7 protein-coding genes are annotated in these 12,985 nt (G+C 66.7%); all 7 read right to left on the bottom strand.

Annotated features, from left to right (window positions below):
• Positions 1-227 precede the first annotated feature (227 nt).
• Positions 228-548: a thioredoxin gene (trxA, locus tag FIU28_RS00805; protein ID WP_143571219.1), complete on the bottom strand. Its 321-nt coding sequence runs from the start codon at positions 546-548 to the stop codon at positions 228-230.
• 96 nt (positions 549-644) lie between these two features.
• The gene (gene addA, locus FIU28_RS00800; RefSeq protein ID WP_143571218.1) at positions 645-4,127 is read right to left on the bottom strand and encodes a double-strand break repair helicase AddA; all 3,483 of its coding nucleotides are present in this window, start codon (positions 4,125-4,127) and stop codon (positions 645-647) included.
• Entirely contained in the window at positions 4,124-7,270 is a 3,147-nt protein-coding gene (addB, locus tag FIU28_RS00795) for a double-strand break repair protein AddB (RefSeq protein ID WP_143571217.1), read from the bottom strand. The genes addA and addB overlap by 4 nt, the downstream gene beginning before the upstream one ends.
• Positions 7,271-7,395: 125 nt before the next feature.
• A complete protein-coding gene (locus FIU28_RS00790; protein ID WP_143571216.1) occupies positions 7,396-8,118 on the bottom strand; it encodes a nucleotidyltransferase family protein in 723 nt (240 codons plus the stop codon).
• Positions 8,119-8,255: 137 nt separating this feature from the next.
• Positions 8,256-8,576 (bottom strand): PilZ domain-containing protein, encoded by a 321-nt coding sequence (locus FIU28_RS00785; RefSeq protein ID WP_143571215.1) that lies wholly within the window; start codon positions 8,574-8,576, stop codon positions 8,256-8,258.
• Positions 8,577-8,670: 94 nt separating this feature from the next.
• Positions 8,671-10,194 carry a tRNA (adenosine(37)-N6)-threonylcarbamoyltransferase complex ATPase subunit type 1 TsaE gene (tsaE, locus tag FIU28_RS00780; protein WP_143571214.1) on the bottom strand — a complete coding sequence of 508 codons (1,524 nt, stop codon included), beginning with the start codon at positions 10,192-10,194 and terminating at the stop codon, positions 8,671-8,673.
• Positions 10,191-12,698 carry a sensor histidine kinase gene (locus FIU28_RS00775; RefSeq protein WP_143571213.1) on the bottom strand — a complete coding sequence of 836 codons (2,508 nt, stop codon included), beginning with the start codon at positions 12,696-12,698 and terminating at the stop codon, positions 10,191-10,193. Before FIU28_RS00775 ends, tsaE begins: the two co-directional genes overlap by 4 nt.
• Positions 12,699-12,985 lie beyond the last annotated feature (287 nt).

Here is a 12,985-nt window from a genome sequence, read left to right as displayed (position 1 = left end):
CGCTGTTCACCTCTCCCGTAGGGAGAGGTCGGATGTGCGAGCGCAGCGAGTACATCCGGGTGAGGGGTTCCGGACTATCTGTGGAGCATAGCCCCGTCACCCGCCCGGCTTCGCCGGTCGACCTCTCCCCCGCGCGAAGCGAAGCTTCGCTAGAGGGGAGAGGTGAACAAACAAAACGGCCGGTGACATGGTCACCGGCCGTTAAAATCACGATCCAACCGAACGCATCAGGTTGCGGCGGTGATCCACTGTTGCAGCTTCTGCTTCGGCGCGGCGCCGACCTGGCGCGAGGCCATCTCGCCGTCCTTGAAGATCATCAGCGTCGGGATCGACATCACGCCATACTTCGAGGCGGTCTTCGGGTTCTCGTCGACATTCAGCTTCAGGATGGTGACCTTGTCGCCCAAAGCGGTGGAAATCTCGTCCAGCGCCGGCGCGATCATGCGGCAGGGGCCGCACCATTCGGCCCAGAAATCGACGACCACCGGGCCGGTCGCCTTGAGCACTTCCGCTTCGAAATCGGCGTCTGAAACCTTGCCAACGGCCATGATGGTCCTCGTGATGTCTGGAGAAAGCGCCGAAAGAATCGCGCTGGGACGATGCCATCCAACCTATGAACGCACCCCGGCCGGGTCAAGGCGCGCTCACTGCGAGATGATGCCGGCCAGCGCTGCGTCCAGCGCAGGTGCGGAAAGTTCCATGATTTCAGGGGTTTCGGTCCAGAGCAGCGCGGCGCGGACGGGCTTTGCCTTGTATAATTTCGCCAGCACCGCGCGATATAGCCCGAGCTGCCGGACATAGGCGTCCGGCGCCTCGTCCGCCCGCCGCGGCGGGGCGTGGTTGGTCTTGTAGTCGACGATCCAGACCTCTTTGGGCGTCACCACCAGCCGGTCGATCTGGCCGGACACGGTGACCGGCTCGCCGTGGCGCGTCAGCCGGCCGACGATCGAGACCTCGGCGCGGCTGCCGGGCGCAAAGAGGTCGGCAAAGCGGGGATCGCCGATCAGCCCCAGCACCCGCGCGGCCAGCGCGTCGCGGTCGGCATCGCTCCAGGTGCCGGCGTTGCGGGCCAGATAGCGCGCCGCCGCCTCCAGCCGGCGTTCGGCTACGAGATCGGGCAGCGATTGCAGCAGCCGGTGCACCAGCGTGCCGCGCTGCCGCGCACGGGCGCGGTCGGCGTCCGATTCGCCGGGGCGCATGCCATGGTCGTCGTCGGCGGGATCGGATGGCCGCAGAAAGTTTTGCCGGCGCGGTGACGCGGGCACCGACAGCCGTAGCCAAGGCGGCAACGCGACCGGCGCGACCGCTTCGGGCGTTGAGGCCACAGCCGCTTCCGGCACGCCGTCCTCAAGCCTCGTATAGCGCTTCACCACGCCGTCCGGCGGCGGCACGTTCTGCATCTGCAGGCCGGAATTCTCCAGCCCCTTGAGGATCAGGTCGTACCAACTGAGCGGCCGGACCTCGTTGCGATTGCCGGGCATGCAGCCGCCGACGATCAGCCGGTCGGCGGCGCGGGTCATCGCGACATAGAGCAGGCGGCGATATTCATCCTCGGTCTCGCCGACCATTTTGGCGCGCGCCTCGGCGACAACGGGCGGATCGTCGCCCTTGCGACCGGCCCATACCACCACGCCCGGCCCCTGCGGCGCCGCGTTGCCCTGTGGCAAATGGATCAGATTGAGCCGCTGGGTGTCGGAGGGCGACGATGTCGTATCGACCAGGAACACGACCGGCGCTTCCAGTCCCTTGGCGCCGTGCACGGTCATCACGCGGACTTCGTCGCGCGTGATCTCCATGTCGCGCTTCACCTCGGTATCGGCGGCGCGCAGCCAGGCGATGAAGCCCTGCAAGGACGCCGGCGCCTTCTGCTCAAAGCCCAGCGCCAGTTCGAGGAATTCGTCGAGCGCGTCATTGGCCTCATGGCCGAGCCGGCGCAGCATGTGCGCGCGGCCGCCATCGCCGCCAAGCAGCCAGGCGTAGAAGGCGAACGGCGTCTCGGCAAAGACGCGGCGCTCGCATTCCTGCAGCCGCGTCAGCGCGCCGGTGAGTTTCGCATCGCCCTCGGCCTGTTTATCCAGCGCGGCGCGAAGCGTGCTCTGGCGCTGGTAAGCCAGCTTGAACAGATCGTCATCGTCGAGCCCGAACAGCGGGCTCTTCAGCGCTACCGCGAGCGCCAGATCGTCCTGCGGCAGCAGCAGCGCGTCGGCGAGATGCATCAGGTCGATGATCGCGATGTGCTCGGTGAGCTTCAGCCGGTCCGCGCCGGCGACCGGAATGCCGGCGTGTTTCAGCGCCTGGATGATGGCGTTGAACGCCTTGCCGCGGCGCCGCACCAGCACCAGCACGTCGCCATAGCGCAACGCGCGACGCCGGCCCTTCGGGCCGGTCGGCGTACCGTCGGCGATCAGTGTTTTGATCTCGGCCTGTACGCGTCGCGCGAGCTGAACTTCGGGGCTGGTCTCGGCGACGTTGTCGAACGGCGCCTGCCAGCCCTCGATCGCGTCGCGCTTTTCCGGCTCCTGCAATTCCCACAGGTCGATCAGGCTCGGGCCGGCATCGTCCAAGGATTGGTGCACTGGATAGGCGCCGACATTGTGGATGCTGCGATAGATCGTTTCGTCGCGAAAGACGTGGTCGACCGATTGCAGGATCGCCGCCCCGGAGCGGAACGAATAGGTGAAGGCGACGGGATCGAAAGTGTGGCCGGCGCCCTTGAAGCGGCTCTCCAGCGCGCGGCGGCGCTCGTCGAATTCGCGGGGGGCGGCGCCCTGGAACGAGAAGATCGACTGCTTCTCGTCGCCGACCGCGAAGATGGTGCGCTTGGTGCCGTCGCGCGCGCCTTCGCCGGAGGTGAATTCCGAGATCAGATGGGTGACGATGTCCCACTGCCGCGGGCTGGTGTCCTGCGCCTCGTCGATCAGCACATGGTCGACGCCGCGGTCGAGCTTGTAATGCACCCAGGCGGACGAGACGTTGTCGAGCATGGACAGCGTCTTGTCGATCAGGTCGTCGTAATCGAGCAGGCCGCGCTCCTGTTTTTCGCGCGCGTAGCTGGCGGCGACGCCACCGGCGATCACCAGCAGCGCTCGCGTACGGTCGCGCATCAGCACGGCGCGGCGGCGCGCCAGCAGCGCGCTCAAGCGCTCGCATTCGCTCTTCAAGGAATATGTGAGGCCGGGATGGGCTTCGACGATCTTCTTGGTCGCCAGCGCCTTGCGCGGCTCCATCGTGCCGGTGAAGAACACCTGCAGGTACTTGTCGACCTGCGTGCTGCCGTTGAGGTCCAGCGCCTCGCGCAGCCGGTCGGCCTGGTCATTGTCGGTCTTGGTACCGGTGGCGAAAACCTCCGCCGCTTCCTTCCAGCGCCGCTGCGGCAGATGCGGGCCGTCGACCATTTCGAGCTCGATCGCCGCGGACGTGTCATTCGGCGTGACGCCGAGCGCGGCGGAGAGCTGCGCCATCGCGGCCTCCGTGCTGCCGGCGCGTCCCGTCCAGGCCAAAAACTGGTCGCGGTTCAAGGACGCCTCGCGCACCACGTCGCGGAAGGTGACGTCGGCGGCGGACGTCATGGCCAGCGCGAGAGCGCGGCCCTCCGCACTGTCGGGATCGGCGGCGGCCTTCAGCAGTACCGCCAGCGAGCCCCTTTCCATCATTTCGTTCTGGTCGCGGTCGTCGAGCACGCTGAACCGTGCCGGCACATTGGCCTCAAACGGAAACTGCTGCAGCAGCCGCGTGCACAGCGCATGGATGGTCTGCACCTTCAGTCCGCCCGGCGTCTCCAGCGCGCAGGCAAACAATTCGCGCGCCCGCATCCGCAATTTTTCATTCGGGTTCGGGATGCCGGCGTTGCGGATCGCGGTGTCGAGTTCGTCGTCTTTCAGCGTCACCCAGTGGCCGAGCGTGGTGAACACGCGCTCGGCCATGTTGGCGGCTGCGGCCTTGGTGAAGGTGACGCAGAGTATCTTTTCCGGCGGCACGTTGGCGAGCAGCAGCCGGATCACGCGGTTGACCAGCACATAGGTCTTGCCGGAGCCGGCATTCGCCGAAACGAACACCGAAGCGGTGGGATCGGACGCGCGGGTCTGCTTCAGTCGCGCTTCGTCGGGAATGAGGCGTGGGCCGCTCATGATTCCGCTCCCGCATCGCCGGCGGCCGACCATTCCTTGATCCGCGCCAGATCGTCATAGCTGCCGTAGCGGTTCGACCACATCGAGAGACTTAGCGAATTGTATGGCGTGGTCTCGTCCTCGAATTTCAGGATCAGCGTTTCCAGCTTCTGCCGCGCCTCGATTGCGGCGTCGTCGGGAAATTGCGCCTCGTCCTTGCGCTCGATCTTCAACTCAAGAATCTTCTCTTCGCCGGGCGGATTGTTGCCGCTGAGCCGCACGTAAGTGAGTTCGCTCACCGAGGATCCGGCCGGAATGGTATCGAAGCCGCCCTCGCGCAGGATCGCGGCTTCCAGCGTCAGCTGCGGCGACAGGCCCATGCGGACCTGCTTGCCGGTCGGCGGCTGGCCGGTCTTGTAGTCGAGGATCGCAAAGGTGCGGTCGGCGCGACGCTCGATGCGGTCGGCGCGCGCCGAGAGTTCGAAGATCCGGCCGCTGTCGAGCGGGATCTGGATCTTGCCTTGCTGCTCGGCGATGATGCCGGAGACGTCGCCGCGCCGCTCGATTTCCCAGTTGGCGAACCAGTCGGCAATGCGCAGGAAACGCGGCCACCAGAGCGCCTGCGCCTCCGGCCGCGTCATCAGCGGCAAAAAGTGCTTGCGGCCGATCTCGCGCAATTCGCGCGCGGGATGCTCGGGCAAAGCGGCACTGAATCTTTCCGTGAAATCGCCGAGCGCATTGTGGATCGCCGATCCCCTGTCGGCGGCCGACAGGGGCATGTCGACGGGGTCGAGCGGCGCCAGCCGCAAGATGTATTTCGCGTAGATCGTATAGGGATCGCGCAGCCAGTCCTCGATCGCTGTGACCGACAGCTTCAGCGGCCGTGCCGCGCGCGGCGGCCTTGGCGAAGGCTGCGCAATCGGCGTGACGGTCGCCGGGCGGTCGAGCTCATTGGCGTGGTCGATATATTTCTCACCGGCTTTCACCGCGGCGTCCCAGCGGTGCTGGCCGGCGACGGCTTCCAGCCGGTGCAGGAAGCGCGACGCCACCGCCGGCGCGCCGCCGACCTTGGCGGCATGGCTGAGGATCACGTCGTTTGCGCCGAGCAATTGCGCGAAGTCATGCGCGGACAGGCCGATGCGGCGCTCCGGCAGATCGAGCTTGAGTTCGTGACGCATCGGCCGGCTCAGCCACGGGTCGATCCGCGGCGCCGGCGGCCAGATGCCTTCGACGAGCCCGCCGATAATGATGCGGTCGTTCTGCGTCAGCCGCGCTTCGAGCGGGCCGTAGATCCGCAGTCTTGCGTGGGCGACTTCCGGCCGCCGCACGGTCTTGTCGCCGAACGCGGTGTGGAACACTTCGGCGTAGTCGTTGAGCGGCACCATCAGGCCGCTCTGCGTGATCTTGTCGTCGGCGCGATCGCCGAGCAGTTCGTCGAAGGCGCGGGTCAGGGCGATGCCCTGATGGCCGTCGAACGCGACGGCGAGTTCGGCGTCGTTGCGCGACAGCGTCGCGATCACGGCCTGATGCCGAGCGGCAAGCTCGGCAAAGTCGTGCGGCTTGAAGCGGTCGAGGTTTTCCAGCGGCGCCAGCGCGGCCCGCAACTGCGCGATCAACTGCTGCGCGTCGTCGAGTCGCTGGTCATTGAGTCTGGCGCGCGGCTCGGACGGGTGCAGCGCGGAGGGACGACCGCCTTTCAACTCGGCGAGTTCATGACGATAGCGCGCAAAATCCTGCGCCAGGCCTGCGCTCTGCGCTTCCGGGCGGGTGCCGCGCAGCAGCGCCATTTCCAGCGTCTGGATCTCGTGGCGCCAGCCATCGGCGGCCCGGCCGAGCCGCAGCAGCGGATGCTTCAGCAGCGCCAGCAGGGTCGCGGGCTGCAGCCCTTCGGCGGCGGCTTCCGCGGCGAGGCGCGCGAAAATGCCATGCGGCGTATCCATCAGGGCGTCGCCGCCGGAATCGTCGAACTCCAGATTCCAGCGCCCGAGTGCGGCCATCACGCGGCGCGCCAGCGCGCGATCGGGCGTCACCAGCGCGGCGGAAAGGTCGAGTTCGCGCGCCTCGCGCATCGCCACCGCGATCGCCAGTGCTTCCATTTCGGGGTTGGCGGCGGCGATCACCGCGAGCCTCGTCATGCCGCTGTCGATCGCCTGCGCGACGGCCGGTTCGGCGAGCCGCTTGTGCCATTGTGCGGTCGCATTGGATGGCCGCATCAGTTCGGAGGCCAGCAACTCTCGGCCGGATGCAGCGCCGAGAATTTCGACGTCGCTCCGCTTGATACCGAAGCGGGCGAGCAGGCCGTGCATCGCGAATTGCGGATGATTCGACGAGGGCGGCGCGTCGTCGGAGCCGCCGATCAACTGCCACGCGGCATCATCTAGATCGGTGTCCAGCCCCGGTAGCACCACGGCGCCGTTCGGCAGGTCGGCGATGGCGCGCAGAAACTTGGCGGTCGCCGGCATCGAGCCGGTCGAGCCGGCGGCGATCACCGGCCCCTGATGATGCGCCGTCAACCGCGCGGCTTCCGCTTCGATCAGGATGTCGCGCCGCGCTGCGGGCTCGATCTTGCCGTCGGCCTTCAGGATGTCCGGCCAGACTTCGCGGGCGATGTTGAGGAACTGCAGCGTCAGCTGCCAGTAGCGGTCGAGCGCGTCGGGCACGAGGCCGTCGAGCGCCGCCCAGTCGACCTTGCGCGTCACCATGTCGTCCATCAGCCGCGCGAGATCATCGGCGAGCTTCAGCGTCGAGGCCGGGCCGCCGACCACCAGCGGCGCCTGTGCGGGATTGTCGGGCGTGATGCGCTTCGCCCAGGCCGCGATTAGCTGCGCCAGCAGCAGGCGGCGCGGCAGGCCGTCGAGCGCGGGCAGCGCGTCGAGTTCGGCGAACCGGGTCTGCGGCGCTTCCTGCGCGAATTCGATCTCGTCTTCGTCGATGTCGTTGAAGGTGACGATGCGCGGCAGCACCACGGCGTCGGTGTCGAGCACGTCGAGAAAGATCTCGCGCGCCATGCGCCCGGCGCGGCGCGTGGGTAGATACAGCGTGGCACCAGCCAGCAGTTCCGGCTGCGCGCGCGGGGCAAAGCCATCGACCAGCCGGCCATCGACCAGCGCGGTGATCAGCGTGCGCAGGAACGGGCTTGAGGCGGGAATGGTGAATACGCGCATGAAACCCCTGATTCGCGGTCAGGCTGTATCATGACACGGGTAGCAGGGTGACGGGAGTTCTTACCTCTCCCCGGTGGGGAGAGGTGTCAGCGCGTCGTCGATCGAGTCGAGTTCGGGTTAGCTCTTCACGCCACGCTGGCCAAAAACGCTTCTTCAGCGGCCTGTACCGCATCCGGCGTGCCGACGTGCATCCACAAACCGTCCATGCGCAGGCCGAACAGGCGTTCCTGCTCGTTGGCGCGGTCGAACAGTTTGGTCAGCGAGAATTCCCCGGCGGGCGCGTCCACGAACAGTGCCGGCGACAGGATCGCGACGCCGGCATAGACGAACGGCACCACCTGGGCTTCCTTGCGGCGGCGCAGCGCGCCGTTCGGCAGCATCGCGTAGTCGCCGGTGCCGCCATAGCCGATGCTGTCGGCGGTCGGCGCCATCAGCAGCAATGCGTCCATGGTTTCGGGATCGAACGCCTCGGCGAGGCGCGAAAGGTTCGGCCGCACGCCGTCGATCCACATCGTATCGGCGTTGAGGTGATAGAACGGCGCCTGGCCCAGCAGAGGCAGCGCCTTGACGACAGCCCCGCCGGTGCCGAGCACCTGGTCGCGCTCGTCGGAAATCGTCACCTTCGGCTGTGAGCGTGCCGCGACATGGTCGATGATCTGCTCGCCGAGATAGTGCACGTTGACGACCGCATTCGTCACGCCGGCGTCGGCCAGCTTGTCGAGCACATGGTCGAGCAGGGCTGATCCCGCGACCTTCACCAGCGGCTTGGGCATGTGATCGGTGAGCGGTCGCATCCGCAGGCCGAGGCCGGCGGCAAGGACCATCGCTTGGGTGGGGGTCACGGGCATAATGAAACGGTCTCGGCGGGATAATCGGGTTCAAACATCAGCGAATCTAGCACAGGGCGGGCACGATGGCCTAAACGATCCAGCCATAGGGTTCTGGCATGACAAAGGCGCGACGCGCTTGTTCCCTCCCGCCGCTTTCAGACGGCGTCCTGGTTCTCCGGCCGTCGCGCGGCCATCTTCTTTTTCTCGGAAGGTTTCAGGAAATTGACGCCGATCTGGTCGCCATTGACCCAGGCCAGTTCGCAACGCCGATAGGCCAAGCCAGTCGAGGACAGCAGCAGGAAAAATTCTTTCAGATGCAGGCCTTCGACCGAGCTTGCCACCGTCAGTTTGGCGCCGGTTTCGGAGATGTCTTCCATGATGCAGGCGCGGCGCCAGGTGCCGTCGATGCCCATTATATGCGCGGGAAAGCCGCGCTCGAACACCACCCGTTCGCCTTTGCGCCGTTCCACCGCCATTGCCGCTGACCATCCCGATACAAAGCCGCCCGCTTGGCAGGCTGGTACCGTCAAACTACGGCCGCCTTGGCTAACGAATGGTAAAAGGAAGGGCTCAGCCCTGCGGCGGCGGCACATGGGCCGCGTACCAGCCGCGAAACGGCGCCAGCGTCGGATGCGCCAGCGAGCGGTTGAGGTAGGTCCACAGCCGCGGCTGGTGCTTCAGATAATGCGGCTTTCCGTCGCGGCGGTTGAGCCGCGCGAAGGTGCCGAGCAGCCGCGTGTTGCGCTGCGCCGACATGATGGCATAGAGCTCGGCAAAGCCGGCGGGGTCGAAGCCGGGCTCGGCTGCCAGCCGCGCCTTGATGTAGCGCGTCAGCATAGCGAGCTCGAGCGGCTCCGGCACGTCGATGCGGGCATCCTGCAGCAGCGACACGAGATCATAGGCGGCGGGACCGAGCACGGTGTCCTGGAAGTCGATCACCCCGACCCGGCGAGTGCCGTCGCGGTCCTCCAGCCAGATCAGGTTCGGCGAATGGAAGTCGCGCAGCACCCAGGTCCGCGGCGCCGCGGCGGGCTTCGCCAGCAGTTCGCGCCACATCGCGAAGAATTCGTCGCGCAATGCCGGCGTCGGCACCGCGTCGCGATCCGGCAGATACCATTCCGGCATCAGCCCGACCTCGATCAGCAGCGCCTCGGTATCGAATACCGGGATCGCGTAGTCCTGATGCGGCAGCAGCGGCAGCGTCTCCGGCAGTGGCTGCATGTGCAGTGCCACCAGCATGTCGGTAGCGGCCTGGTAGCGCTCCGGGATGGGCGCCGGCGGCGTGCCCTCGATGAAGGCCGCGGTGCCGAAATCCTCGGTAATCAGGAAGCCCGTATCGAGATCTGCATGGTGGATCGCAGGCGCGGAAATGCCGTGCGCGCGCAGGCCGTTGGCGATCGCGACGAAGGGGCGGACGTCCTCCGCCAGATGCACCGCCGCGCTGTAGGATTTTCCGGCATAGATCGCGGCGCCATCCGGCCGCTTCGGCGCGTTCATCAGGATGAAGACGCCGTCGTCGCGGATCAGCCGCGCATAAGAGCGCGTCGAGGCGTCGCCGGCCATCCGCACGCGGCGATCGTCGAGATGGCGGGCGCCATCGAGAAATTCGCGTAAGCCCTGCAACCGCGCCACCACGGCAGCACCGGTGCCATAGCCGGTGATCTCGGCGGCGCGGGCGGAGGATCCCAGCGCCGGACGGTGGCTGAGCGCGATGTCGATGCGGTCTTCCGGCATCAGGGCGCTCGCGCGCTCCGGCCATTCGATCAGCACGACGACACCATCGGGCAGCGGCGACAGGCCGATCTCCTCGAGCTCACTGGGATCGTTGATGCGATAGAGGTCGGCATGCACCAGCGGGAACGACGGCAGCTCGTAGCTCTGCGCCAGCGTGAAGGTCGGGCTCGGCACTTCCAGCTCGTCGTCGCCGGCGAGGTAGCGGATCATCGCGCGCGCTGCCGCGGTCTTGCCGGCGCCGAGATCGCCCGACAGCGTGATGACGTCGCCGGCGCCGATCAGCAGCGCGAGATCGGCCATCAGATGCGCGGTGGCGGTCTCGTCGGCCAGCGCGACCAAAAGGGAGACGGGGGCGTTCATTCGGCAGCGTTGCGATGCGCGGTCTGGTCGAGCGGGAAGTCGCAGGTCACCGTGGTCCCTTTGCCGACGACCGAGTCGACGCGAACCTTGCCGCCGTGCAGTTCGACGAAGGAGCGCACCAGCGACAGGCCGAGACCGGCGCCGCGATGCCGCGAGCCGTTGGCGTGGCTCTCGAACCAGTCGAACACCTTGTCCTTGACCTCGGGCGGGATGCCGGGGCCGCGGTCGGTCACCATGAAGCGAACATTATGTTCGGTGCGCTCCGCCGTCAGCGTGATCACCGAATCCTGCGGCGAGAAGCCGACCGCATTGGCCAGCAGATTGTATAGCACCTGTACGACGCGGCGTTCGTCGCCGGTGAAGTTGCCGATGGTCGAATCGGCATTGACCTGCAGCGCGATGCGGTCGCGCGCCAGCCGGTCCTGAATGCCTTCGGCGGCGTCCTCGATGGTCTTGCGGATGTCGATCGGGCCCAGATTCAGCGTCATCGCGCCGGCGTCGATGGTGGCGAGATCGAGAATGTTATTGATGATCGCCAGCAGCGCGCCGGTCGAGGTGGTGATGTATTCGAGGTATTCCGCCTGCTTCGGCATCAAGGGGCCGGTGATCGGATCGCTCAAGAGATGAGCGAAGCCGATGATCGTAGTGAGCGGCGAGCGCAGTTCGTAGGAGACGTGGTGGACGAAATCCACCTTCATCTGGTCTGCGGCTTCCAGCGCCTCGTTGCGTTCGCGCAGCGCGCGCTCGACATTCTCGGCGTCCGAGATGTCCTGGAACGTCAGCATGGTGGCGCCGTCGGGCAGTGGCATGGTCATGCAGTCGAGCACGCTGCCGTCCTTGCGCTCCAGCTTGAGCGGCACCGCGACGCGGTTCTCGATCCCGGTGATGGCGCCGCGCAGCGCCTGCCAAGTCGGACCGTCGTCGAACAGCGGCCGGCACCAGGATTCAACCAGTTCGATATGCGGATGCTGCTGCATCGCCTCGTCGGACAATTTCCACATCCGTGCAAAGGCCGGATTGAACAATTGCGCGCGGCCGTTGCTGCCGAACACCGCGACGGCTTCGGCGAGGTTGTCGAGCGTCTCGCGCTGCACGCGGATCAGGCCGTCGAAGCGGCGCGCCAGTTCCAGGCTCTCGGTGACGTCGTCGAACAGATAGGTGACGCCGCCTTCGGGATTCGGCGTGGTGACGATGCTGAGGGCGCGGCCGTCCGGCAGGTACCAGATGTCCTTGGCCGGTTCGACGGCGCGATAGGCTTCGTGCAGCCGCGCCTTCCACTCGCGAAAATTCGGCTGTTCGGGAAGTTTTCGCGCGGCGCGCAGGCGATCCAGCACGCTGGAATCGTCCGGGTTGTTGTCGAGGAAGACACGGTCGAGGTCCCACAGCCGACGATAGGAGTCGTTGTAGAACGACAGCCGCCGCTGCGCGTCGAACACGGCTACGCCGGACGATAGCTGGTCGAGCGTGCGGCGATGCGCTTCCGCCATCCGCACCAGTGCAGCCGACAGCGCGGCGGCCTCGGAAGCGTCGATCGCCATGCCGGCGCTGGCGCCGGAGATGTTCAGTGCATGGACGTCATAGATCCGGCGCTCGCCGAAAATCACGATCGGCACGCGCGCCGAAAACGGCTGGTTGTCGTTCAGCGCGCGCGCGAGGTTGTTGCGGTCGTCGCTGTCGAGCAGTTCGAGATTGCGTTCGATGGCATCGCGCGGGCTGCTGGCCTCGGTGGCGCGGGCATAGGCGGCGTTGGCGAAGGTCAGCGTGCCTGCGCGCCTCGTCCAGATCGGCCAGGGGGCGGCGTTGGCGAAGCCGCGCAGCGTGTCGGTCTCCTCGGCCAGTTCCTTGTGGCGCAACGTCATCTCGGCGAGTTCGCGGCGCAGCCCGCTCAATTCGCGGATTCGCACGATGGCCTGGCCGCCGATTGCGCGGCCGACCGCCTCGATGGCCCGGCCGGTGGAGGTGGTGAGGTTGAGCAGGAAGCCCTCGCCGGCATCGAGCAGCGCATTGACGGCGTTGTCGAGCTGCAGCGCCGGTTCCGGCGGCAGCCAGGTTCCGAAAGCCAGGATGCGCTGCGGCTGATGGTTCTGCGGATCCTGCGACATCACCAGCGAGGAATCGCCGGATATTTCCGGCCGGCTGTCGCCGGCGGCCCAGGATATCAACACCTGCGGCTCGGCAAATAATAGCGCGCGAAAACGGTCGGCCTCCACCTGCAGCGTATGCAATTCGGTGCGTAATGTCGCTTCGGTGCGCGCCGCGCGAATCCGCGTCCGCATCAAGAGGATGGTGGCAAGAACGGAAAAGGCGAGAATGGCCGGCGCCAGCGTCAGCGCGGCGATTTCCTGGCGGTCGAGGTCGAGCAGCGCCGCCAGCGCGCCTTGCTGTTCCGCGGCGGCGGCCGTCGTGACCAGCAAGGCGGACGCGGACAGGCCCACGAGCCCGTCGCGTACCAGCGAGGTACATGACAGCAAAGTCCGACGCATCGCCGCGATCACGCCTGACATCAATAGCCCCAAACTACGTCTTCCCGATCGGCGCCCACCCACCGCGAATCGCCTGACCATAGCTGGTTCGGGAGTCGAGGGGTAAGAGTCCAGACCGTGAACGCAAAACGGCCGGGCTAAAAAACTGGAAGGTGTTTCAGATAGCGCTCGAACACCTCTCCCATAGGGAGAGGTCGGATGTGTGAGCGAAGCGAGGACATCCGGGTGAGGGGTCAGGAACATCTCGACGGAGCGCGGCCCCTCACCCGCCCGGCTTCGCTGCGCTACGCCGGTCGACCTCTCCCCGG

Origin of the sequence: Tardiphaga sp. vice154 (genome assembly GCF_007018645.1) — a bacterium.
In the GTDB taxonomy this organism is placed as follows: domain Bacteria; phylum Pseudomonadota; class Alphaproteobacteria; order Rhizobiales; family Xanthobacteraceae; genus Tardiphaga.
Note: the sequence above shows the minus strand (reverse complement) of the source record. Positions and strands in the feature narration are given on the sequence as shown.

What these genes read in the sequence shown, in the direction of transcription:
- trxA (WP_143571219.1), bottom strand. Translation starts at nt 548, where the DNA reads ATGGCCGTTGGCAAGGTTTCAGACGCCGATTTCGAAGCGGAAGTGCTC.
- addA (WP_143571218.1), bottom strand. Translation starts at nt 4,127, where the DNA reads ATGAGCGGCCCACGCCTCATTCCCGACGAAGCGCGACTGAAGCAGACC.
- addB (WP_143571217.1), bottom strand. Translation starts at nt 7,270, where the DNA reads ATGCGCGTATTCACCATTCCCGCCTCAAGCCCGTTCCTGCGCACGCTG.
- FIU28_RS00790 (WP_143571216.1), bottom strand. Translation starts at nt 8,118, where the DNA reads ATGCCCGTGACCCCCACCCAAGCGATGGTCCTTGCCGCCGGCCTCGGC.
- FIU28_RS00785 (WP_143571215.1), bottom strand. Translation starts at nt 8,576, where the DNA reads ATGGCGGTGGAACGGCGCAAAGGCGAACGGGTGGTGTTCGAGCGCGGC.
- tsaE (WP_143571214.1), bottom strand. Translation starts at nt 10,194, where the DNA reads ATGAACGCCCCCGTCTCCCTTTTGGTCGCGCTGGCCGACGAGACCGCC.
- FIU28_RS00775 (WP_143571213.1), bottom strand. Translation starts at nt 12,698, where the DNA reads ATGTCAGGCGTGATCGCGGCGATGCGTCGGACTTTGCTGTCATGTACC.